At 35.2% G+C, this 24,722-nt stretch carries 20 protein-coding genes; 11 read left to right on the top strand and 9 right to left on the bottom strand.

Going from position 1 to position 24,722, the window contains the following annotated elements:
- Positions 1 to 44 precede the first annotated feature (44 nt).
- The 4 genes from queA (at position 45) to MY04_RS15240 (ending at position 3,508) form a co-directional block, all read left to right on the top strand.
- A complete protein-coding gene (queA, locus tag MY04_RS15255) occupies positions 45 to 1,091 on the top strand; it encodes a tRNA preQ1(34) S-adenosylmethionine ribosyltransferase-isomerase QueA (protein ID WP_066210937.1) in 1,047 nt (348 codons plus the stop codon).
- A gap of 229 nt (positions 1,092 to 1,320) precedes the next feature.
- Positions 1,321 to 1,662, top strand: a complete 342-nt coding sequence (locus tag MY04_RS15250; protein ID WP_066210935.1) for an STAS domain-containing protein — start codon at positions 1,321 to 1,323, stop codon at positions 1,660 to 1,662.
- Positions 1,663 to 1,670: 8 nt separating this feature from the next.
- Entirely contained in the window at positions 1,671 to 2,078 is a 408-nt protein-coding gene (locus MY04_RS15245; protein ID WP_066210933.1) for an ATP-binding protein, read from the top strand.
- Positions 2,079 to 2,257: 179 nt separating this feature from the next.
- On the top strand, positions 2,258 to 3,508 hold the full coding sequence (locus MY04_RS15240) for a dihydroorotase (protein WP_066210931.1): 1,251 nt from the start codon (positions 2,258 to 2,260) through the stop codon (positions 3,506 to 3,508).
- 134 nt (positions 3,509 to 3,642) lie between these two features.
- Here MY04_RS15240 and MY04_RS15235 read toward each other — a convergent pair whose 3' ends face one another.
- Together MY04_RS15235 and MY04_RS15230 are read right to left on the bottom strand one after the other, a co-directional pair.
- A complete protein-coding gene (locus MY04_RS15235; RefSeq protein WP_158297723.1) occupies positions 3,643 to 4,248 on the bottom strand; it encodes a hypothetical protein in 606 nt (201 codons plus the stop codon).
- Positions 4,249 to 4,713: 465 nt separating this feature from the next.
- Complete coding sequence (locus tag MY04_RS15230) at positions 4,714 to 7,512, bottom strand: outer membrane beta-barrel protein (RefSeq protein WP_084005910.1); 2,799 nt, start codon at positions 7,510 to 7,512, stop codon at positions 4,714 to 4,716.
- A 232-nt stretch (positions 7,513 to 7,744) separates the two neighbouring features.
- On the opposite strand from MY04_RS15230, the gene ggt reads away from it, so the two are divergent.
- The gene (gene ggt / locus MY04_RS15225) at positions 7,745 to 9,454 is read left to right on the top strand and encodes a gamma-glutamyltransferase (protein ID WP_442899781.1); all 1,710 of its coding nucleotides are present in this window, start codon (positions 7,745 to 7,747) and stop codon (positions 9,452 to 9,454) included.
- Between the two features lie 47 nt (positions 9,455 to 9,501).
- Here ggt and MY04_RS15220 read toward each other — a convergent pair whose 3' ends face one another.
- A complete protein-coding gene (locus MY04_RS15220) occupies positions 9,502 to 9,654 on the bottom strand; it encodes a hypothetical protein (protein ID WP_158297722.1) in 153 nt (50 codons plus the stop codon).
- Positions 9,655 to 9,823: 169 nt separating this feature from the next.
- On the opposite strand from MY04_RS15220, the gene MY04_RS15215 reads away from it, so the two are divergent.
- From MY04_RS15215 to MY04_RS15205, 3 genes are all read left to right on the top strand, one after another.
- Positions 9,824 to 10,687, top strand: coding sequence for a helix-turn-helix domain-containing protein (locus tag MY04_RS15215; protein WP_066210925.1), 864 nt, complete (start codon positions 9,824 to 9,826; stop codon positions 10,685 to 10,687).
- A gap of 105 nt (positions 10,688 to 10,792) precedes the next feature.
- A complete protein-coding gene (locus tag MY04_RS15210) occupies positions 10,793 to 11,647 on the top strand; it encodes a nuclear transport factor 2 family protein (RefSeq protein WP_066210923.1) in 855 nt (284 codons plus the stop codon).
- Between the two features lie 176 nt (positions 11,648 to 11,823).
- Positions 11,824 to 12,177: a hypothetical protein gene (locus MY04_RS15205; protein WP_169055537.1), complete on the top strand. Its 354-nt coding sequence runs from the start codon at positions 11,824 to 11,826 to the stop codon at positions 12,175 to 12,177.
- A gap of 57 nt (positions 12,178 to 12,234) precedes the next feature.
- Here MY04_RS15205 and MY04_RS15200 read toward each other — a convergent pair whose 3' ends face one another.
- The 4 genes from MY04_RS15200 to leuC form a co-directional block, all read right to left on the bottom strand.
- A complete protein-coding gene (locus MY04_RS15200) occupies positions 12,235 to 13,005 on the bottom strand; it encodes a hypothetical protein (protein WP_066210919.1) in 771 nt (256 codons plus the stop codon).
- Between the two features lie 248 nt (positions 13,006 to 13,253).
- Positions 13,254 to 14,342, bottom strand: coding sequence for a 3-isopropylmalate dehydrogenase (gene leuB / locus MY04_RS15195; protein ID WP_066210917.1), 1,089 nt, complete (start codon positions 14,340 to 14,342; stop codon positions 13,254 to 13,256).
- Positions 14,343 to 14,423: 81 nt separating this feature from the next.
- The gene (leuD, locus tag MY04_RS15190; protein ID WP_066210915.1) at positions 14,424 to 15,020 is read right to left on the bottom strand and encodes a 3-isopropylmalate dehydratase small subunit; all 597 of its coding nucleotides are present in this window, start codon (positions 15,018 to 15,020) and stop codon (positions 14,424 to 14,426) included.
- 19 nt (positions 15,021 to 15,039) lie between these two features.
- Positions 15,040 to 16,440: a 3-isopropylmalate dehydratase large subunit gene (gene leuC, locus MY04_RS15185; protein ID WP_066210912.1), complete on the bottom strand. Its 1,401-nt coding sequence runs from the start codon at positions 16,438 to 16,440 to the stop codon at positions 15,040 to 15,042.
- 363 nt (positions 16,441 to 16,803) lie between these two features.
- Between leuC and dxs the strand changes: the two genes are divergently transcribed.
- The 3 genes from dxs (at position 16,804) to nhaC (ending at position 22,277) form a co-directional block, all read left to right on the top strand.
- On the top strand, positions 16,804 to 18,744 hold the full coding sequence (gene dxs / locus MY04_RS15180; RefSeq protein ID WP_066210910.1) for a 1-deoxy-D-xylulose-5-phosphate synthase: 1,941 nt from the start codon (positions 16,804 to 16,806) through the stop codon (positions 18,742 to 18,744).
- Between the two features lie 102 nt (positions 18,745 to 18,846).
- The gene (locus tag MY04_RS15175) at positions 18,847 to 20,643 is read left to right on the top strand and encodes a GAF domain-containing protein (RefSeq protein ID WP_084005909.1); all 1,797 of its coding nucleotides are present in this window, start codon (positions 18,847 to 18,849) and stop codon (positions 20,641 to 20,643) included.
- A gap of 167 nt (positions 20,644 to 20,810) precedes the next feature.
- Positions 20,811 to 22,277 carry a Na+/H+ antiporter NhaC gene (nhaC, locus tag MY04_RS15170; RefSeq protein ID WP_066210907.1) on the top strand — a complete coding sequence of 489 codons (1,467 nt, stop codon included), beginning with the start codon at positions 20,811 to 20,813 and terminating at the stop codon, positions 22,275 to 22,277.
- A gap of 491 nt (positions 22,278 to 22,768) precedes the next feature.
- Here nhaC and MY04_RS15165 read toward each other — a convergent pair whose 3' ends face one another.
- Together MY04_RS15165 and MY04_RS15160 are read right to left on the bottom strand one after the other, a co-directional pair.
- A complete protein-coding gene (locus MY04_RS15165) occupies positions 22,769 to 23,473 on the bottom strand; it encodes a LytR/AlgR family response regulator transcription factor (protein ID WP_066210904.1) in 705 nt (234 codons plus the stop codon).
- Entirely contained in the window at positions 23,466 to 24,518 is a 1,053-nt protein-coding gene (locus MY04_RS15160) for a sensor histidine kinase (protein WP_066210902.1), read from the bottom strand. The genes MY04_RS15165 and MY04_RS15160 overlap by 8 nt, the downstream gene beginning before the upstream one ends.
- Positions 24,519 to 24,722: the final 204 nt, after the last annotated feature.

The raw sequence follows: 24,722 nt of genomic DNA, 5'->3' as shown, positions 1-24,722 counted from the left end.
ATATATCGTAAAATTAGATAGAATATAATACGTAATTTCATTCCATGAAGCTATCCCAATTTCAATTTGATCTGCCATCAGATCTGATTGCACAATATCCAGTAGAAAACAGAGATGAAGCTCGTTTGATGGTTCTTCATCGTAAAACAGGCGAAATCGAGCATAGATTGTTCAAAGACATCGTAGAGTATTTCGACGAAGGTGATTGTTTGGTAATGAACGATACTAAAGTTTTTCCTGCTCGTCTTTATGGAAATAAAGAGAAAACAGGTGCTAAAATCGAAGTATTCTTGTTACGTGAACTAAACAAAGAATCTCATCTTTGGGATGTGTTGGTGGACCCTGCTCGTAAAATCCGTGTAGGTAACAAACTTTATTTTGGTGATGGTAGCTTAGTTGCTGAAGTTATCGATAACACAACTTCAAGAGGCCGTACGATCCGTTTCTTAGTAGATGGTGAAGACGAGGAATTCTACAAAACTATCGAAGAACTAGGAGAGACTCCAATTCCTAAAGACTTACTTCGTGAAGCGGAGCCTTCGGACAGAGAGCGTTACCAAACAATCTTTGCTGAGAAGAAAGGTGCCGTTGCTGCTCCATCTGCAGGTTTACACTTTACTCCTCAAATTGCAAAGAGAATGGAGATCAAATCTGTAGAGATTACTCCGATTACTTTACATGTTGGTTTAGGTGCTTTCAGAGATGTAGATGTAGAAGACCTTACAAAACACAAAATGGATTCTGAGCAATATAGTGTTGGTCAGGAAACAGTAGACGTGGTAAATAAGGCATTAACTGAAAAGAAAAATGTTTGTGCTGTAGGTACTACTGCTCTTCGTTCATTGGAGACATCAGTATCAGCATCAAATATGTTGAAAGCGAATGAGGGCTGGACAGATAAATTTATCTTCCCTCCATACGACTTCAAAATCGTTTCTTCTATGGTAACAGGTTTCCACAAACCAAAATCAACTTTACTAATGATGGCTGCTGCTTTTGGCGGTTACGATTTAGTAATGAGAGCTTACGAAGAAGCAATCAAAGAAAAATATCGTTTCCTTAGCTATGGTGATGCCATGTTGATTCTTTAATCTTTATTGATTTTAGAAGTTTATCAACTAAAAAGCACATCTTTTATTTAAGTGATATAAATCTACTTTTTTTAAAAAAAAGAAGGTTTTCGAGCACTTTTTAAGGATAACAAGAAAATATAAGAAGCAAAGAGTACGTAATAAATGTCCTCTTTGTTTCTTTTATTTAGAAAATTTGTAAAAAAATAAGATTAAAGGGTAACCTTAATTTTATAAAACCGTATAAATAATGACCAAAGTAGACGTTAATGTTATACAAGAAAGTGACTTCACGTTAATTAGTGTGGTAGGTGAGCTTGATGCTAGCTCTTCTGTTGAGTTAGATACAAGGTTACAGCAATGCATTGATAATGGAGAAACGAAGCTACTAATAGACTGTGTAGGATTAACTTACATTTCCTCTGCGGGTATTGGCGTTTTTACATCAAGACTAGATGACGTTCAACTGAAAAACATTTCTATGGTATTGTTTAACGTTGCAGAGAATATTAAAAGCGTTTTTGAAATTTTAGGGGTAGACCAATTCTTAAACTTGGCCTCTAATAAAGAAGAAGCCATCCAAACACTTTAAAACAGGCAATGTTTACAAAAAAAGTCAATTGTGAAACAACCAATCTTCATACAATACGAGAGTTTATACTTTCGTCATTGGATGAATATAGCGTACCTCATGCACAGAGGGACATGATTGTTGTTGCTGTTGATGAAGTTTGTGCCAATAGAATGATTCATTCTAATAGCTGTGATCCATCAAAAGAAATTCAAGTTTCTGTATTCAATACTTCTGAAAATGAAGTGATTATTGAAATCAAAGATGGTGGCGATGCCTTTGATATTAAAACATATCACTCCCCTGAAATTACTGATGTTATTAAGCAGCACCGCAAAGGCGGTATGGGCTTAAGACTCGTAAAAAATATTATGGATGCAGTTCATGTTGTCCAAGATGGTAACTTTCAAGTCTGCCGTTTGGTGAAACAACTTTGAACAAATCTAAAAAGAAGAGATACTTTTTATAAAGTGTCTCTTTTTTTGTGTTTTAATTTTTTCTAAATCCGTTTTACACACTACATTTGTGAGGTTACTACTCAAACTAAGCTAATTTTTATCAAATGCTTACATAGAATGTAGCCAGTTTTAATTTCTGTATTTTGAGTAACAACATCATGAAAGAAATATTGCTCAACAAAGTTAGAGTATCAAATTCAGCTTCCCCGTTTCATCAAAAAGTCGTTAACATCCTCGTTAAAGACGGACAAATTTCTGATATATCCGAATCACCAATTACCGCATCTTCTGCAGAAGTCATCGAAGGCGACAACCTTTGGGTTTCTACAGGTTGGGTAGATATGCGTGCGACATTAAACGAGCCGGGTGATGAACACAAAGAAGACATTGCATCCCTTTGTAAAGCGGCTGAATTCGGAGGTTTTACCGATGTTGCTACCCTTCCAAACACCAATCCGACCATTCAATCCAAAGAAAGTATTCACTTCGTAAAACAAATGAGTACTTTTGCTCCAGTAAATATCCATCCGATGGGTGCCTTAACAAAAAACACAAAAGGCGAGGAGATGAACGAGTTGATCGATATGCATGAAGCAGGTGCAGTAGCTTTTACAGATGGTATTCATCATTCATGGCACTTAGGTGTGGTGAAAAGGGCGATTATGTACATGCAAAAGTTCGATGGCTTGTTGGTAGAAATGGCCAATGAGAAAACATTGGATATGGATGGACACATGAACGAAGGCGTACCAAGTACTTTGATGGGGACAAGAGGTATTCCTAACATCGCTGAGTGGTTGGGCATTCAGAAATTAATCTCATTATTAACGTATACAGGTGGACGAATCCACTTCGCTAATATATCCGCTGCGGAGTCTGTCGACTTAATTCGCAAGGCGAAAGCAGACGGACTCAATGTTACTTGTGATATTGCTGCACATCAGGTGGCAATGACAGATGAAGCATTAAGCGATTTTGATACAAACAAAAAAGTATGGCCTCCTTTCCGCTCTCAAAAAGATATTGATGCACTTTGGGAAGGTATCAAAGATGGAACAATCGATGCGATTGTATCATCACATACTCCACATGATACAGAATCAAAACGATTAGAATTTGATTTAGCCGATTTCGGTATCATTGGTTTAGAAACCGCTTTTGCTAATGTAGTTTCAAACAAACCAACTGATGTAGGTGTAGACTTAATCGTTGAAAAAATGACTTCAACTCCAAGAGAAATCTTAAAGTTAGCCTCACCAAAAATCGAAAAAGGAGAGAAAGCATGTCTTACGGTATTTGCTCCAGCTCAAGAATGGACATTTACAAAAGAGGACATTCAATCGAAATCTCTAAATTCACCTTTCATAGGAAAAACATTTACAGGAAAAGCAGTTAGGACGATTAACTAAGCGTTTTCTGAGATATATAAGAAGCCCTCTCGAACTTAAATGTTTGAAGGGGCTTTTTTAATGTAATAAGTAATAACTAATAGGGAATAAGGATTTTTCATTACCTATTAGTTATTACTTATTAGTTAAACTTTCTATTGCCTCCTCCCACGTCTCTGCTGCATCGATTCTTTATAAATACTCATTTGCTCCTCTGTTAATACAGACGAAAGCATCATCATTTGTTGTTTTTGTACCTTTTGCATCGCCTCTCTCATTCCTTCTCGGTCACCTTCAAATTGTTCCCTAAGTTGAGTAAATGTCGCTTTTGATGAAGTCGTAATGGCATCGTATTTATCCTTTTGGTCTGGAGTGAGTTTTAATTTAAGCTCTAAAATATATTGTTGCTGTTCTCTCATTTCCATCAATACAAAGGTTTTATATTGCTCGTATTTTTGATCATCAAGAAGGTCTTTTACTTTTTCAAGATGTTTTAACTTCAGCTTATCGCTTTCTTTTTTCATCTCATCACGATCAACTTCACCTTCTTCTCTCGCAAGCATTATCATGGTCATTACATCCTCTTGGAACTTCATAAAAGCCTTATTGACTTTCTTCTTTTCGGTGTCATCAAATTGTAATTCTTCTACTAATTCTGATGGAAGTTCTTGTGGACCTTTCATAAAAAATCGAGGACCTCTTTGCCCATATACAGTGATGCTTAGCATCAAGATCAGAAGTGTTGTTATATATCTGTTCATTTTTATCATAAAATTAAATTACTTTTTATCTCTTGGTTATGTGCTGTCGCCCTTGGTGTTCGAGGGGTTGCACCCCTCGTTGTGGAAAATCATCACAATTATATTTATTAAAAAATTTGGTATTAATAATCTTAATTAATTCAGTGTAGTTAACTTCGAGGGGTTACACCGCCTCGAAAAGGCAAGTCTGTCATTTGATAATACAATCTCAATAATTGAAATTACCTCTTACCTCTTACCTCTTACCTCAAAAACTTTCCCCGCAATAAATTACGGGGCTTTTGATACTCTACTTTCAAAAACAACTTTCCCTCTTAGTTCCTTAGTTTCTTAGTTAAAACGAGCGTTAGTTTAGAAACTCCTAATTCCTACCTCCTAATTCCTAATTAAAAACGAGCGTTAACTTTGCTACCTGCTACCTGCTACCTGCTACCTGCTACCTGCTACCTGCTACCTGCTACCTAATCAAAATCTTCCCGGCGGCGGCCCCATCATCCCCCTTCTCCTTTCTTCCTTCGGATTCGTTTTCCCTTTAGGACGGTAAATAAACGACAACATAAAGTATCTAGGAACAATGTTGTAAGTGCTTGTCTGAATATAGTTTTCAGTCACAGTACGGGTGATTCCTCTGTTTTGGTTTAGAATATCAGATACTGTGAAGCGTATTTCTCCCTGACGCTTTTGGAATAGTTTGTAAGCTACAGCCGCATTCCATTTATAGATATTGTCTTGGATAAGGTTGTCATCACCCGTATAAATATTGCCAATGAATGAGGTATTCAATACTAATCTTTGGATGGGTTCAACAGTAAGACTTGCTCTTAAATTGTTGTGTAAATAATTACCGTTTAAAGTGGCATTCTGATCATTATTGATCCAGTGATAAGTAAACTGAGTCGAGATATTAAAATCTACATTCTCACTGATGTTACTTGCGAACTTAACGCCTTGTCCTAAGCTTTTATCGAAAGTGTAAGAAGTGATATCATTGGTAATACCCACGTTTCTTGTGTATCCGCCTGTGGTCGTAAATGCTACATTGGTTTTTAATGGATTGATAGGTGTTCCAAAAACCATTACTCCTCGAGCAGTTAAGTAACCATCTAAATTAATTGGAGCAGTATAAGAAGACCCTTTCTTTAAAGGTACATTATTGATGACAGTATCACTCTCCGCAATAATCGTATAATTCGATATTTTATTATCCGTTTGTGTTGCCGATAAATTAACGAAGAACATCTGCTTTTTAGAAATATTGAAGTTTCTATAGTTCAATCTCAACACATGATTTTCCTCTCCTTCCAAATAAGGGTTACCAGTTGATACATTCAGAGGATCACTAAAATCGACCACCGTTTGAAGATTCGTAACAGATGGTAAACTGACGTTTTTCTGATAAGACAATCGCATTCGCTTCGTTCTCGCAAAGGTGTAATTGACATGTACGCTTGGTAATAAGTATCCAAAAGTAGTTTCGGTATTGGATTGCTGTGGGTACTCACTCTCATTAAATAGGGTCGAGTACTGATATTTCAGATCTGTCGTAATATTAATTTTTCCTTTCTTGTACATCAACCCCGCTTCCGGACGATAAATGTTTTGATGGGAGGTAAATGTATTGGAAAGATCCTCTAAGAAAATGCCATCTTCAACAGAAGGATCTAGCATATCATAAGTTTTTCTGTCTGATTTCTGTTGCTCCCAACTTTGGAAATAATTCAGTTTTAATTGAAGGTTTTTGGCTAATTTCTCGGTGAATATCAAATTGGCTGATGTTCTGAACTTTTCTGTATCACCTAAGATCTTCTGTGCAGTAGAATCATTTTCTGCATTTTGCCCATAATAATTGATGTTGGTAAGTGCATTTTCAAACGTCTCGTCATTATGATAATACACTTTCCAATCCAAAGCGATGGTTCTGCCATTATCATTTAATTTATGACGTAAGAGAAAACTATTATTGATATCAGCCGAATTGGTCGATGTAAAATTCGACTGCATCGAACTGTTTAAATCATCTCCGTCTTTCAAAGAAGTATTGGATAAACTATAAGTATTGGCATTTCCATTTTCGAGTTTGATGACCGGACGAATACGAATCGTTGTTTTAGGACTCGCTTCATAATCAAGTCGAATATTGAAGTTATGGTTTTCTTTATGAGAATCCATATCCAACAATTCATCTACTATCTGATTACTATTTTCAGAAACAATATACTCCGTAGTTGAGGCCTGATCTGTTTCATTATTGATGACCTTATAGCTATAACTCGCATTTACATCCCATTTTTCTCCCCAAGAATCAATATAATTTGTTCCCAACATATGAGTTGTATTGACTCCATTGGAGTTGGTCGACATATCCATTCCAGCATTTCCTCCACCTTGTCGCCCTCTACCTCTCCTCATTCTAGATGATCCCGAAGAAAGGTTATCCGACATAAATCCTTGCTGATTCACATTGTTGGACATACCGATAAAAGAAAGTCGTTGTTCGCCCTTGAAAATATTGAGATTACCACCTGCACTATAACGTTCATCAGAACCATAACCTGCTTCAGCTTTTCCGAAATAAGCATACTTTGCATCCTTTTTCGTCACAAAGTTGATGGTTTTGCTTCTTTCTCCATCATCAAAACCAGTAAACTGAGCCTGATCGCTTTTCTCATCAATGATTTGAACATAGTCGATCATATCCGCAGGAAGATTACTCATAGCGGTACTTGGATCGTTGCCGAAAAACTCTTTACCATCAACAAGTACTTTACTTACAGTTTCTCCCTCTGCTGTAATATTACCATCATTATCTTTATCAATACCCGGCATTTTGGTGACGAGATCGCCTGCTGTTGCATCCTCATGCGTTTTATAATTGCTTGATGAAATTTGAATGGTATCTTCTTTAATCACAATAGGAACATCAGCCACCACTTCGACCTCATTGAGTTCGGTAAACATAGGCGTTAATTCAAGATGAATTTGGTGTCCATTTTCATCAGAAATTATCAGATCTTGTGATAGGTTATTATAGCCTAAGTACATGGCCTCAAGCGTATATTTTCCTTTCTTTTTGATGTTCATTTTAAAATTCCCATCTAAATCAGAAAGCACTTGATATTTACTATCGGCATCTGTTACGGTAATGAGTGCATTCACTAAAGCTTCATGACTCCCTTTAGAGGATATTGTGCCATTTATAGGGATGGTCTGTGCCCACATAGAGGAGGAAATAATCAGAAAGAGAAGAATTATGGAAGTTTTCATTTGACAATTTTTTGGTCGTTCGCTCTTTTAAAGCCTTTGATGTAGTACAAATGAAAACAATACCTTAATAACATGTTAGTTAATTCAACGTAGGTCGTATATTTTTCAACTAACGAATAAACAAAAACTGATTTTATAGATTGATGACTGTAAATTGTATATTTATCAACTGATATAATTAGATATATGCTATCTGAAAAAATCAACAAAAACATATTAATCCAATTCAATAATGAAAGAACTGAACAGAACAACATTACTCTCCTTTTTGGGGTTGATGATCTTTTCCATATCAACCATCGCCCAAGATAGAATTACTGGAAAAACTTTCGCTACACGATCGGAAGTATTAGCTCAAAATGGAATGGTGGCTACTTCTCATCCATTAGCCACTCAAGTCGGATTGGATATTTTAAAAAGTGGAGGGAATGCCATCGATGCAGCCATAGCAGCTAATGCTACATTGGGTTTAATGGAACCGACAGGATGTGGAATTGGTGGTGATATTTTCGCTATTGTTTGGGATGCTAAAACACAAAAGTTATATGCTTTAAATGGAAGTGGTCGATCACCAAAAAAGCTTACGCTTGACTATTTCAAAAAGAATGGATACGATAAAATTCCTGCTTTAGGGCCATTGCCAGTAAGTGTTCCAGGAACAGTAGACGGTTGGTTCGAACTAAATAAAAAGTTTGGTTCTAAAGAGATGTCAGAGCTATTATCACCTGCTATTAATTATGCAGAAAGTGGTTTTCCTTTGACGGAGCTGATTGCTTGGTACATTCAGAAATCAATACCAAGATATATAGATAAAGGTTTCCCGAATATCAAGGATACATATATCAATCAAAATAATGGGAAGTTACCGAATGAGGGAGAGATTTATAAAAATCCATATTTAGCCAATACCTACAAGAAAATTGCTGAAGGTGGACGAGATGCTTTTTATAAAGGTGATATCGCAAAGACCATTGGGAAGTTTATCAAAGAACAAGGAGGCTTTTTAAGTGAGAAAGATTTGGCAAATCATCATTCTGAATGGTTAAAACCTGTATCGGTAAATTATAGAGGTTATGATGTGTGGGAACTTCCCCCTAATGGACAAGGAATTGCAGCCCTTCAGATGCTACAAATTTTAGAAGGATATGATTTCTCGAATATTGAATTCGGATCTGCTGAACATCTTCATTTATTTACTGAAGCGAAAAAGCTAGCTTTTGAGGATAGAGCCAAATATTATGCGGATATGGATTTTTATGATGTTCCCGTCGAAGAATTATTATCTGATAAATACGCAGAGGAAAGAAGAAATTTGATAGGAGAAAAAGCATCTACCTATAACGCAGGACAAATTAGTGCTGGAGAAACAATTTATATGACGGTAGCTGATAAAGAAGGAAATATGATCTCTTTAATTCAGAGTAATTACAGAGGAATGGGATCGGGAATGGTGCCGCCGAAATTGGGTTTTATGTTACAGGACCGTGGCGAACTATTTTCTTTAAAAGAAGGACAAGCCAATACATATGAGCCAGAAAAACGACCTTTTCACACGATTATTCCAGCTTTTATTACTAAAGATGGGCAACCTTATGTTTCTTTTGGGGTGATGGGAGGAGATTTCCAACCACAAGGTCATACGCAGATTGTTATGAATCTAATTGACTTCGGTATGAATTTACAAGAAGCAGGAGATGCACCACGATGGGATCATACAGGTGGAGCCTCGCCAATGGGAGAGGAGACGACAAATAAAGGTATGATCAGAATTGAATCGGGTATTTCGTACGAGACTATTCGGGGACTAATGGATAAAGGACATAAAGTAGGTTTCGTTCGAGGAGCCTATGGTGGATATCAAGCCATTCTTTGGGATGCTGAAAATAAAGTTTACAGAGGGGCAAGCGAAAGTCGAAAAGATGGTCAAGCGGCCGGTTATTAAATAAAAAACGAGATAGATTTTTATGAATCTATCTCGTTTTTTTTAGTTTAGAATAAATTGGAGAGCATTTTTTGAATTGTTATCCAATTGTCTAGAATTAGGTAATTAATTACTGAAGATACACCGATGATTACGGCATACTTTAATACCTCTTTACTTTTAGAAGTCTTTTGATCTGTAGGTAATAATAAATGGTTCATCGTTTTTTGTAGTTGTGTGGCTTGTTAGGTAAACAAGATTGTGAGCTATCATATATTTCATGATCAATTTAAGAATTTAAATAATGAATTTATATGGATTAAATTATGTTAACCAAAATGTAACTTTTGAAATATAAATCCGAAGACTTTTGCCTTTTTTGAAGAATAGATGGAAAGTGAAATCAAAAAATACAAAATAAAAGAAACCCCTAATGGAGAGTTTGAGATCATTGATTTAGAGTATCTAATGAATAATAAATTCGATATGATAACTACTCCACATAGAGCAGGTTTTTATCATGTTTTATGGATTGAAGAAGGATATGGTACGCATTATATAGACTTTAAACCTATTAAAGTAGAGAAAAATTCTTTGATATTTATTGATATAGAAAGTGTGAATTTATATGATAAGGAAGGAGACTACAAAGGAAAATCTTTGATATTTACGGATAACTTTTTTTGTCAGTCGGTATTAGATTTTAAATACATCAAATCGTCGATCTTATTTAATGATCTATATGGTATAGCTAAGATTGCACCCATACATTTTGAAGAGGAACTTAAAGTTATTTTTGATCAGATTACCGAAGAAAGTAAGTTTAGACAAGATGAGTCACATCAAATGATGCTTCAAAAATTGGTGCATCTCTTTTTATTACAATCCGAAAGAGCATTAAGAAAACAAGGAGTAAAAGAATTAGCACCTAGTCCTGCATTAACGATAGTCAATAATTTTAGGGAGTTATTAGAGGAGTATTATAAAAAAGAGAAGTCTGTAAAGTGGTATTCAGGTCAGTTAAACTTATCAGAAAAACAACTACATAAAGCTACCAAAGAGATCTTAGGGAAGACTCCAAAGAACGTAATCGATAAGCGTGTTGTATTAGAAGCTAAAAGATTATTATCACATACGATTCAGCCGGTAAAAGAAATTGCTTACGATTTAGGTTACGATGAACCTACGAATTTTGTCAAGTATTTTAAGAGACATACAGGAACAACACCTTTAGATTTTAGAGGTCAATTCTAAAAAGGAGTAAAAGTATCATTAAACGGAGGAATACTACCTTTATTTACCATTCTATTTCCATCACCTTTGTAACGTACTAATTTTAACTGATATTTTAATCTCGCTATGAAAAAGGTCTACAGTTTAACGCTAGCTTTATTCGCATTTATCTTATCAAATGCTCATTCTCAATCAAAAAACGCTAATCAGATGGAAATTTCTAACAAAGAAAAAGTAGTTGCTCTTTTAAAAAGCATCGAGACAGGTGATGCCTCAGCAATGGCATATGTCAACCCAGAAAAGTACATTCAGCACAATCAATCAGTAGGTGATGGATTGGCTGGTTTTGGCGCAGTGCTTCAACAACTTCCTAAAGGCTCTGCAAAGGTCAACACTGTAAGAGTTTTCGAAGATGGAGATTTTGTAATTGCACACACGGATTATAATTTCTTTGGTCCTAAAATAGGTATTGATATTTTCCGATTTGAAAACGGATTAATTGTAGAACATTGGGATAATCTTCAAGAGAAAGTGTCTGAAAATGCGTCAGGTAGATCTCAGATAGATGGTCCAACAGAAGTTACAGATCTTGATAAAACTAAAGCCAATGAGAAGATGGTGAAAAAGTTTATCAACGATGTTTTATTTGGGAAACATCCAGAGAAAATCACAGATTATGTATCCACTGAAAAATACGACCAACATAACCCTGGAGTAAAAGATGGATTGGCTGGATTAGGTGAAGCTATAGAGTCACTTAACAAAGCAGGTATGCCTATGGTATATCAAAAAAATCATAAAGTGTTTGCTGATGGAAACTTTGTGATTTCAGTCTCAGAAGGAATATTTATGAAAGAACATGTTTCATTCTATGATATTTTCAGAGTGGAAAATGGTAAAATCGTAGAGCATTGGGATACCATCGAAAAAATACTTCCAGATGCGGAGGCAAAAAATAACAATGGTAAATTCAATTTCTAAAAATTGAATCATCTAATCTTAATTTTAAAAACCTGTCTTGGAGTAAAATTACCATCCAAGGCAGGTTTTTACCTTTATAAAAAGTCTCATCAAAAGTAAATTTGTTGTGTTGATATGAAATACTAAAAGAAAAAACTATGTTATTATTTGCCGTTCTCATTGTGATAATAGGAATAATGATCTACTTAAAAGAAGATCGTTGGATTGCCTATGGTCAGCTTCAGGATAAATATCATGTGACTAGAAATGGACACGAATATTATGTAGAGGAAGTGAGGTTTAAAAAATACAACGAGGCATTATCAAAATATTTTAAAGTAGTAGAGTCCATTACCCACTATGGAGAAACCATAGATTCAAGATATGATTTATACGATTGGGGCTATTCTACTTTTCAATTTAAAGACACCTTAATCGATGTTCGTTACTTTAGAAGCACCCATAGTATTCGATTAATCAAGAGCCTAAAACCATTATCTATTGCAGAATATGAAAAAGATAAATTAGGTTACGAAATGGACATAAAATAAAAACCCTACCTAAAACTTATAGGCAGGGTTAAGTTTGGGGTTATTAAAGAATCTAGTCTATTTTACAACCTTAATTGAAGTAGCCACACTTACTAAACTACCTTCCTCGTCTCTATAATTATGACGATTATTAGATAATTGATCGTAATCAATGCCTTGTTCTTCTAAAAGTTGTTTTAAAGTAGTATTTGGTTCTACGTTAGTCACGTCCACTCTATTTACATCTTCTCCTTCCTTTACATAGATATTTACGAATCTATTTTCGCCAATAACATATTGATCGAAATCGCTGTCGTTTGTAGATTCATTGGCATCATAAACATTTACATTTTGTTTTGATGCACCAACACCTACAGTAGTTAGGTTTTCATAAGCAATGATTGAAGGCTCTTCTTCAATGATCTCAAAAACTACTTTGATGGATGTTTTCAATAATTGAATTTCATCATCCATGTTTCTATAAGTATGTTTTTTGAAATCGATATCAGAAAGTGCAAAAGGTTGTTGAACCATTATTTCGAAAAGGTTTCCTCCCTCTTGTTGGTCTGTGATATCAACTCTACTACCATCTTTTAAATAGATATTGATAAATTCATTTTTACCAATTTCAAAAAGTTTTAGATCTTCAATTTTTTCAGCATTTTCTACATTGAATACCGAAACAAATTGTTTTGTAGCGTTTAATCCAGCTGTGGTGATATTATAGTAATGTTCTACAGCACCTTGTGTTGGAGAATTTGGATCCACCTCATCATTTGCAGAATTACATGAAGAAACGAAAGCTACGATTGAAAGTAGTAAAAATAGATTTGATAATTGTTTGATCATTTTTCCTTTAGTTTGAATTTTAGATTTGATTTTTGTTTTTACTTACCTATTCAAACGGGGTAGATCAAAGTTTCTTTTACCTAATTTGGATCAAGTTGTTCCGAAAAAGTGCAAAACTAATTTACCTTTCATTTTTTGGTTTTCGTTCAGTTAGTTATTGTTGATTGATAAGCATATAAACACAAAGGCCATCTCATAAAATGAGACAGCCTCTTCAGTTAATCAATTGGATTATGATAGTATTTTTTTTATACTGCAACTGATGCTAAAAGTTCAGCTAACTTTTCTCCTGTTTGTGCAGTATTCATACGCTTATCTTCAGGAGTTGTATCTGTTGCGATATCTAATGTTCTATATCCGTCTTTTAAGAATTGAGCAACTGCACTAATAATAGCATCGCTTTCTTCTTTTAGACCAAATGAGATATCTAATAATAAAGCACCTGATAATACAGAAGCAATTGGGTTAGCAATTCCTTTACCTGCAATATCTGGAGCAGATCCGTGGATTGGCTCGTATAAACCAATTTCAGAACCTACTGAAGCAGATGGCAACATACCCATAGAACCCGCAATCTGAGAAGCTTCGTCTGTTAGGATATCACCAAACATATTACCAGTTACAATTACGTCGAATTGTTTTGGGTCACGGATCAACTGCATTGCTGCGTTGTCGATGAACATGTGAGTTACTTCAACTTCAGGGTATTCAGAAGAAAGTTCTTGTACTGTTTCTCTCCATAAACGAGAAGATTCCAATACATTCGCTTTATCTACTGAACAAAGTTTCTTACGACGAGTCATTGCTGATTCGAAAGCTTGACGAGCAATTCTCTCAACTTCCATTTTAGAATAACGAAGCGTATCGATGGCCTCAGTACCGTCTTCGTTTCTTTCACGAGGAGTACCGAAGTAGATACCGCCAGTTAATTCACGGAAGAAGATAATGTCAGAACCTTGTAAGATTTCTGGTTTGATGGATGATGTATACAATAACTCATCAAAAAGTTTAATTGGACGGATGTTAGAGAACAAACCTAATTCCTTACGGATCTTCAATAGACCTTGTTCAGGACGCACTTTCAAGTTAGGATTGTTGTCATACATTGGCATACCTACAGCACCTAAAAGAACTGCATCAGAAGCACGACAAGTATCGATTGTCTCTTGTGGACAAGGTTCGCCTGTGGCTTCAATGGCTGCGTGACCAATTAACGCTGGAGTGAATTCGAATGAGTGTCCGAAACGCTCACCAATAATTTCCAATATATTTTGAGTGATGCCTGTTACTTCTAACCCGATACCGTCGCCGGCGATCACTGTGATTTTCTTGTTCATAGTACTGTTGAATTGTTTGTTGTTTATTTGAAGTAGTTCGTAGGGACGTTGTACTACAACGTCCGTACAAGTTATTTCAAATTATACATTAAAAGTATAAGCCCTATTGGATTCGTATTGTGCTATTTCCTCTTTCAGACTTAATAAATAGTCGATATCATCATAACCATTTATTAAGCACATTTTTTTATAGTCATCAATCTCGAAAGATTGTTTGTTATTTTCTTTTCCAGAGATCCAAGCTGTTTGAGACTCTAAGTCTACTTCTAAAGTAGTTGATGGATCCGCTTCGATATCAGTAAATAGTTCTGCAAGGAACTCTTCTGATACGATCAAAGGTAAAATACCATTGTTCAAAGAGTTGCCTCTAAAGATATCAGCGAAGAAGCTTGATACTACGATTTTAAAACCATAATCGCCAATAGCCCAAGCTGCGTGCTCACGAGAAGAACCACAACCAAAGTTTTTACCAGCAACAAGAATTTCACCTTTGTAAGTGTCTTGGTTCAAAACGAAATCAGCAATAGGCTGATCTTGCTTGTCGTATCTCCAATCTCTAAAAAGGTTATCACCAAATCCTTCTTTTGTTGTTGCTTTTAAGAAACGAGCAGGGATAATCTGATCAGTATCTACGTTCTCTATTTTTAAGGGAACACAAGTTGATTTTGTATATTTCATGGTAATTTTTTCTTTCGGATTAAACAGTAGCTAATTGCTCTCTAACATCAACAATATGTCCGTTAACAGCAGCAGCGGCAGCAGTTAATGGAGAAGCTAATAATGTTCTAGCTCCAGGACCTTGACGACCTTCGAAGTTTCTGTTAGAAGTAGAGATACAGTACATACCTGCAGGTACTTTATCTTCGTTCATACCTAAACAAGCAGAACAACCTGGCTCTCTAAGTTCGAAACCAGCCTCTGCATAGATTTTATCCAAACCTTCAGCAATCGCTTGTTTTTCGACTTGTTTAGAACCTGGAACGATCCAAACATTCACGCCATCAGCTTTCTTTTTGCCTTTCACAAATTCAGCTACAGCTCTTAAATCTTCGATACGTGCGTTTGTACAGCTACCGATAAATACATAATCGATTGGCTTACCTATTAAAGCTTCACCTTCTTTAAGACCCATATATTCTAGGGCTTTTTTATCAGATGCACTTTCTGGAGTTGGTACCGATTGGTCAACACCAACACCCATACCAGGGTTTGTACCATAAGTAACCATTGGAGCAATGTCTGCTGCATCATATACATGCTCAGCATCGAAAGTAGCACCATCGTCTGTTGGTAACGATTTCCAGTAAGCCACCGATTTGTCCCAAGCTTCACCTTTTGGAGAAAACTCACGACCTTCTAAGTAATCGAATGTAGTTTGGTCAGGAGCAATGATTCCTCCTCTTGCACCCATCTCGATACTCATATTGCAAACTGTCATTCTACCTTCCATAGATAAACCTTGGATAGCAGAACCAGCAAATTCTACAAAATAACCTGTACCGCCTGAAGCAGACAGTTTAGAAATAACATATAAAACGATGTCTTTAGCCGTTACACCTTCTTGTAATTCGCCATCAACAACGATACGCATTGCCTTTGGTTTATTCTGAAGTGTACACTGTGAAGACATTACTTGTTCCACCTGTGATGTTCCGATTCCAAACGCAATAGAACCGAAGGCTCCATGCGTAGAAGTGTGTGAATCTCCACATACAATTGTTTTACCTGGCTGTGTTACTCCCAATTCTGGTCCGATAACGTGAACAATCCCTTGGAAAGGGTGTCCTAAGCCATAAAGTTTTACGCCAAACTCGTCGCAGTTCTTGTGTAAAGTCTCTACTTGATGTCTTGAAAGGGCTTCTTTAATAGGAAGATGCTGATCTTTCGTAGGAACGTTATGATCTGCAGTACCCCAAGTTTGGTCTACTCTAGCGAGTTCGATACCTCTTGCACGGAGGCCGTTAAAAGCTTGAGGACTTGTTACTTCGTGGATAAAATGTGTGTCGATGTAAAGTACATCTGGGTAATTTTCCTTTCTTTGGACGACGTGACTATCCCACACTTTTTCGAAGAGTGTTCTTGGTTTGTTACTGCTCATATATTTTTTCCGTTTTATTCTAATTCCAACTATAAAAAATGAAATTCAGCTTGTTAGAACTGATATTCTATAAGTAATTGTTGTATTTTTTGACGATTTTAGAACTATTTAGGCCCTAATTGATAAACAAAGTGATCTTTGTGTTATTTTTGTCACTTACACTTAAACGAACCAATATGTAAAACAATTATTAATACATTTGAGTTTTCTTTACAGAAATTTGTTTAAGTTTAAGAATAGCTAAAGTGACAATTAGCACCTTAGCGGCCTCAAATTTAGTTGACTGCGTAATTTTATAAAACTCGTTATACTATATAATTACGATTTCAGACTGATAAAAATTAGAAAATAAACGGTAAAGTTATGCTTATAGAACCAGGTGAACTTCTTGCGAAAATTAACGCACCTTCAGACTTGCGTAAGCTTCCATTAGAGAAGCTTTATCAAGTATGCGATGAATTGCGTGAGTTCATTATTGACAATGTTTCTATATATGGTGGACACTTCGGTGCAAGCTTAGGAGTTACTGAACTCTCTGTGGCTTTACATTATGTATATAACACACCCTATGATCGTATCGTTTGGGACGTTGGTCACCAAGCATACAACCACAAAATACTAACAGGAAGAAGAGATAATTTTCACACTAATCGTCAGTATGGAGGACTTGCTGGTTTTCCTAAACGTGACGAAAGTGAATACGATACTTTTGGTGTAGGTCACTCATCTACATCAATTAGTGCTGCTTTAGGTATGGCGATCGCATCAAAAGAAAAAGGCGAGCACGATAGAATGCATATTGCCGTGATTGGCGATGGTTCGATGACTGCAGGTATGGCTTTCGAAGCGATGAACCATGCAGGTGCATCAGATGCAAATATTCTGATTATACTTAATGATAACAGAATGGCCATCGATCCCAATCAGGGAGCTTTAAAAGATTATCTAACAGACATCACAACTTCCCCAATGTACAACAAGCTTAAAGATGAAGTTTGGAATATGTTGGGCAAGGTAAAAAAGATAGGACCACATGCTCGTCAAGCAGTTGCTTCAGCAGAAAATGCTTTAAAATCAGCATTATTGGAGCAAAGTAACTTGTTCGAAGCACTTGGTCTACGCTACTTTGGACCTGTGGATGGTCATGACATGAATCACTTGGTTCATGTATTAAATGATCTGAAAAATATTCCAGGACCAAAGATTCTTCATGCAGTTACAGTAAAAGGTAAAGGATATGCCTTAGCTGAAAAAGATCAAACGAAATGGCACGCACCAGGTAAGTTTGATAAACTGACGGGAGAAATTAAAAAGAAAACATTCTCTGTTCCTCAACCACCTAAATATCAAGTTGTCTTTGGTGAGACAATTTTAGAAATGGCAAAGGAGAACGAGAAAATTATGGGTATCACTCCAGCAATGCCTTCAGGCTCATCATTAAATATTATGATGAAAGCTATGCCTGATAGAGCCATTGATGTAGGCATCGCAGAGCAACATGCTGTTACTTTCGCTGCAGGTTTAGCCGCAGAAGGAATGGTTGCTTTCTGTAATATATACTCATCATTTATGCAAAGAGCATATGATCAGGTTATTCATGATGTATGTATCCAAAACCTTCCGGTAATTTTCTGCTTGGACAGAGCAGGTTTTGCAGGAGCAGATGGAGCCACTCATCACGGTGCCTATGATATTGCTTTCATGAGATGTATTCCAAACTTAGTGGTGGCAGCACCAATGAACGAGGCGGAATTACGTTACATGATGAAAACGGCAGAACAACACAGAACATCACCATTCTGTATCCGTTACCCAAGAGGTCAAGGTGTAATGCCAGAATGGAGAGTACCTTTAGAAACTATCGAAGTGGGTAAAGGACGTACTGTTCATGAAGGTGAGGATGTAGCCATTCTTACTTTTGGTCACATTGGTAATTATGTCGTTCAGCTACGCGATCGTTTCCAATCGGAAGGGCTGAATCCAGGTCATTACGATTTGCGTTTTGCTAAACCTCTAGATCATGACTTATTAAAAGAAGTTTTCGATAAGTACGATAAAATCATCACTGTAGAGGATGGCTGTTTACAAGGCGGTATCGGTTCTGCAGTTTTAGAATGGATGATGGACAATCAATACACGAATAAAAGAGTGGTAAGATTGGGTATTCCTGATACTATTATCGAGCATGGTGAGCAAATCGAATTACAAGCTGAAGCAGGTTTTGATCATGAAGGAATCTTCCAAGCGGTAGCGAATTTATCAGAGAAAGTACAAAATGCAGAAGTGATTTTAGAAAAAAAATAAAATCATTTGAGGCATTAAGGCAATATTTTTGAAGTAAGGACTGTTTTAAAAGCATAGCTTTTAGCAGTCCTTATTTTTTATAAGTTGATTTGATTTTGCACTATGATATTTCACAAGACCGTACGTTTCCGACTTTTACTCTTATTTGTAATCAATACCACATTGTTATTGGTTACCTTAGCCGTGGTCTATTTTGGAACAAGGTCGTTGATAGAAACCAATAGTTTAAATGAACAATTTAAAGCTTGTAATACCATTTATACTGAATCGGAAATTTATTACAAGAACTTTTTATTGGATGATTTAAACAGTGCTGAATTTTATAAAAACAGAAAAAGTACGAACACAACACGATCAGTCAACCTGCTTGACTCTGCTTTATTTACGGTAGAGGAGGTAAGAAAAAAGATGGACGATTTAAATGATGTACGTGCAAAAGAATTAGAATTTTTAAGAACTGACTTAGAGCAACTAAAATCACAACAAGACTTTTTAATGCGTAAATTTCTAGATCTTGGTTACAAAGATTGGGGAATGATTGGCAACATGAGAAGCAAGGCGCATAAAATTGAGAAGACTGAAATTAATTATGATCTAGGCTTATTATTAACGCTAAGAAGACATGAAAAAGATTTTCTTCTTAGAGGAGAACAGAAATATTTAAAAATGTTTGATGAGTCTGTTTCTGAATTTGAAAAAAGCATTATCAAATTATATTTATCTCCCTCTACCAACCTTACGGAACAAGATATTCGTAATCTAAGAGCTGGACTTGCTGCCTATCAGTTTGGTATGCATAAAGTTGGAGACTTGTTTAAAGTGATAGGTAGATCGGGGAATGGGGGACTAATGAAATCAGTTTCCGATCTTCAAGAAAAAATAAATACAAGATTATTAAGCTTATCAGAAAATATTTCTTCTTCTAACGAGGTGTATCTTCAATGGATGTTAGGCTTATTCCTAGTGATCTTCATTTTACAATCGATTATTCTTTCATGGTTTATTTTTGGATTCTCTAATATGGTATCCAAGAAATTCTCTTTCTTGAATAAAGTGACACAAAGGTTAGTCAAAGGAGAATCAATCAACGATTTAAAAGAAGAGATTAAAAATGATCATGATGAGATTGCTGATATTTCTGAACTTCTGATAGATATTAATGATCAGTTTCAAGCCGCTCATGATTTCTCTAATAGGGTTGGTGAAGGAGAAGTTGATGTAACTTACACTAATAAATATACCGATAAACCCTTAGCACTTGATTTGATTAAGATGAGGAATCAGTTCCAAAAAGTGCAAGAGTTAGAACACAAAAGGAACTGGGTAACAAACGGTATGGCTAAGTTTGCCCAACTACTTAGAGAGAAATTTGATGAAGAATCGGAGTGGTATGACAATCTATTAAGAAATACGATTTCTTATGTTGGAGCAAGTCAAGGTACTTTTATTCTTTTAAGAGATAATTTTAAAGGCGGACAAACTTTAGATCTAGTTGCTTTATATGCCTATGACAAAAAGCGATATGATGAAAAGCAATATAGTTTAGAAGCGGGATTATTAGGACAGGTATATAAAGAAAAAGAAATGCTTTATATAGAAGATGTTCCTGAAGATTATGTGAATATCACTTCTGGAATGGGAGAGTCTAGACCAAATGCATTAATTATACTTCCGTTAATCTATGCTGAAAAAATGTATGGAATTTTGGAGATCTCATCTTTCAATAAATTCGATAAATATCAAGTAAACTTTTTAGAGAATCTTTCAGAAATTATAGCATCTAGTATTGCAGATATGAATACGTCAAGGGTTGTAATTCAGTTGAATGAGGAATTATCAAAACAAAAAGAAAGAGTAAGAGAGTTAGAGAATATTATTAATGAAAATGTAGAAAATTAAGATATTTTCAATCTACTCTAACATAATTTATATCATTAATACTTAAGGGATGCTATACGGTCATAATAAGAGATTGTATTTGCTTCCCTTTTTGTTAGTTTTACAATCGGCAAAATTAATTACGTGGATATGAATAGTAGCATTGCTACCTATTTTAACGAACAACTATGAATTTAACACACAGAAAACCATCATTTTTAGACTCCATCCTACCCATCATTTTCTTAGTAGTATTACTCGGACTTAATGTTACGGTCTTTAAGGATACAGGATTAGATGGTTCCAACCAAATTGCTTTACTTTTATCTACTGCAGTAGTAGGGGTGATTGCTTTCTTTAAACTAAAAATATCTTTCGATACATTATTGGATGGGGTGGTGAATAGTATTTCATCGGCAATGTCATCAATTTTGATCTTATTAATGATTGGAGCTTTGTCTGGAGCATGGCTATTTAGTGGGATCGTACCTACTATGGTATACTATGGCTTACAGATCTTAAATCCATCTATTTTCCTATTTGCAACAATTATTATTTGTGCAATTGTTTCGGTAGCCACTGGATCTTCTTGGTCAACTATTGCTACAGTAGGTATTGCCTTATTAGGTATTGGAACAACACTAAACCTTCCTGAGGGTATTGTAGCAGGTGCAATTATTAGTGGAGCTTATTTTGGAGATAAAATGTCTCCCTTATCAGATACAACCAACTTGGCGCCGGCAGTAGCAGGAACAGATTTATTTACTCATATTAGATATATGGTATATACTACAGTTCCTTCTTTTGGTATTGCAGCAGTTATCTTTTTAATCATGGGCTTTACCTATGATACAAAGGTATCTCCAGAGAATGTAGAATCTGTATTGACAGCGTTAGAGCAATCATTTCATATCTCGCCAGTATTATTTATCGTACCGGCTGTAGTAGTGTTTATGATTATCAAGAAAGTTCCTGCATTACCGGCTTTATTTATTGGTGCTTTAGCAGGTGTAGTCATTGGTATATTATATCAGCCAAAAGCAGTTGAAATCATTTCAGCTAGTGCAGATGATTACTTAAATGTAGAAGGTTGGAAGTCTTTCTATTTCGTTGCTTTGAAGTCAATGTATGGAGGTTTCGAAATCGAATCTGAAAATATGGTGGTAACTAAGTTATTAAAATCAGGTGGTATGGCAGGGATGCTGAATACGATTTGGTTAATTATTACTGCTATGACTTTTGGTGGAGCAATGGAAGTATCAGGTATGTTGGAGAAGATTACATCAACAATTATCAGTAAAGTAACTTCTGAAACAGGTTTGTTTGCCTCAGTAGCAGGTACATGTGTATTCTTTAACTTTACAGCTTCAGATCAATATTTATCGATTGTTGTTCCTGGTAAAATGTATGCAAAAGCTTTTAAAGAAAAAGGATTAGCCCCAGAAAATTTAAGTAGAACGTTAGAAGATACAGCTACTGTAACCTCTGTATTGGTTCCTTGGAATACTTGTGGTGTAGCACAGTCTACTGTTTTACAAGTTCCGACTGTAGCTTATCTTCCTTACTGTTTCTTTAATATTTTAAGTCCGTTAATGACATTACTTTTCGCAGCACTTAAAATTAGAATAAGCAGAATTGGAGAGGACAAAGAATAGTTCCTTGAACGTAAATTATATAAAAAAAACGAGTACTATCGGGCCAAGATAGTACTCGTTTTTTTGTTTTAATTGATTTATTAACTCAAAAGTTTACATCTTTAAAATTGGATTTTTAACCCTTTTTTGCACTAAAAAGTGGTGTTTTTTAAACAATTGTAAATAAAAATCAATACAAAGTGTTTGTATTAATAAACTTTTTATTACATTTACATCAGATAAGACATTAAAGATTAAAAAACATTAAACGTTTTTGATTGATAATGGGTTAATAAAATTAGGTTTAACAGGAAAGAGCTCGCTGCTTCAGCTAGCTTTTTTTGTTTTTATACACTTTTGGAAATTAAAAATGAAAAGTTAAAAATGAAAAACGTAGTTAGTTAGGGGGGAAATTGTATTCCCTTTTTGTATTTAAAGACAATAGTGAATTTGATACACAGCCTGTTTACATTTCACGTTTTTAATTTTTCATTCTTAATTTTTCATTTCCCTTAGTTTCCTTTCTCAAACAGTTTTATCACCTCTTCTCTAAAGCTTTTACTTACAGGCAACATCTCTTTCTCTATTTCCACTAATTCGCGATTTAAGGCCGTTACATGGTCCATATTAACAATATAAGAACGATGTATTCGAATAAACTTTGATGGCAGCTTTTCTTCGATGTGTTTGATGGTATCTTTCGTTTTCCAGGTTTGTTGTTCGGTTCCATGGATGATCAAATAGTCTGACTGACTTTCTATATAGGTAATTTGTTGATAATTAATCTTGTAGTGCTTCCTATCGGAACGAATAAAGAGATAATCATTTTTGATTTGTTCAATTCCTTTATTGTGATTTTGTAATGAAGACTCAAACTTTTCGATAGCTGATTTAAATCGATCAATAGCCACTGGCTTTAATAGATAGTCCACCACATTTAGATCAAACCCTTCTACAGCATATTCTCTGTAGGCAGAAATGATAATCACTTTAGGAGGTTGTGCCAAAGATCTTAAAAAATTTAGTCCAGAGATTTCGGGCATTTCGATATCTAAAAAGAGTAAATCAATGTCGTTTTGCATGACCTCTGCAAAGCCTGCTTTTGCATCAGAAGCTTCTCCCACCACTTCATATCCATCTATTTGAGATAAGAAGTTTTTCACGATTCTTCTCGCGATAGGTTCATCATCTATGATTAATACTTTGTAGTTACTCATTATCAATTTTAATACTTAGTTGGATGTTATATTCTCTCTCGTTTTCATCAATGATTAATTGATGTTGATTCGGATAACAAAGTGCAAGCCTTTTTCGAAGGTTTTCTAGACCTGTCCCTTTTTTATCACTTTTGATCTTATTTGCCGGCTTGCTATTACTCATCAAAAAGTAGAATGTATTGTTATCAATATATATTTTGATGTTGAGAAAGGCGTTGTCTGTATTTGATTTTATCCCATGCTTAAAGGCATTCTCTACCATTGGAAAAAGTAGGAAAGGAATAATTTCGATAGTATCCGAAAACTTATCCTCATCGAATTGATAGGATAGGCGATTGTCTAATCGCAGTTGTTCTAAAGCGATATACTCTTTTAATACCTTGATTTCTTTATTTAAACTCACTTTCTCTTCTTTGGATTGATATACCAAATAGTCCAACAAACTACTTAATTGTAAAAGTATTTGTGGGAGATCATCTGATTTTTCAATGGCCAATCCGTAAATGTTATTGAGGGTGTTGAATAGAAAATGTGGATGAATTTGATCTTTTAAGGTATTTAATTCCAACTCTTTTAATTGATAACCAATTTCGAGCTTATCTTTTTCAAGTTGATATATCTTCTGCTTCTTCTTCTGATCCTCTCTCACTTGATATAAAAATGAATACATGGCCGTGGTAAACAATTGTACAAACCATAAAACAGAGAAATCGTTGATGATAGGATTCATGTTCTCATAGTTCAGATCGGTCAAAGCGATAAAGAACCCAATGATTAACAAAATCTGAATATATGTACTTATAATAATAGAGTAGATAAGGTAGAGAATAAACTTCCCAATCCGTTTCGTGTAGAGGTATTTTTGAATTAATACTTTATTAAGATAAAAAGTGAACCCAATAGTAAATGGAAACCAAAAGGCACAGAATAAAAAGGTATTAAAATAATCTTGATGGAAGTGTCCTAAAAACAGACAAGTAATTATAAACATAATCCCCCAATAAGTGATTTCAAAGGCCACTTTCTGATGTACAATACTTCCCATTAGTTTCTTATTGATTATATACAAATATCAAAAAATCTCATGGTAGAAATAGTGTTTGTCGACGAATCCACCTTTTTTGATGGTGATCTTACTAATTTAGTCTGTAAATTAAAGAGATATTCTAGTGAACATCATTTAATCTACCAAAAATGAGTAAATAAAGATGAAAACGGACTTTATATCGACACTAAATATTTCAGCTTT

The sequence above is a fragment of the Flammeovirga sp. MY04 genome (assembly GCF_001682195.2).
Classification (GTDB): Bacteria; Bacteroidota; Bacteroidia; order Cytophagales; family Flammeovirgaceae; genus Flammeovirga; species Flammeovirga yaeyamensis.
This window is presented reverse-complemented; position numbering and strand designations above follow the sequence as displayed.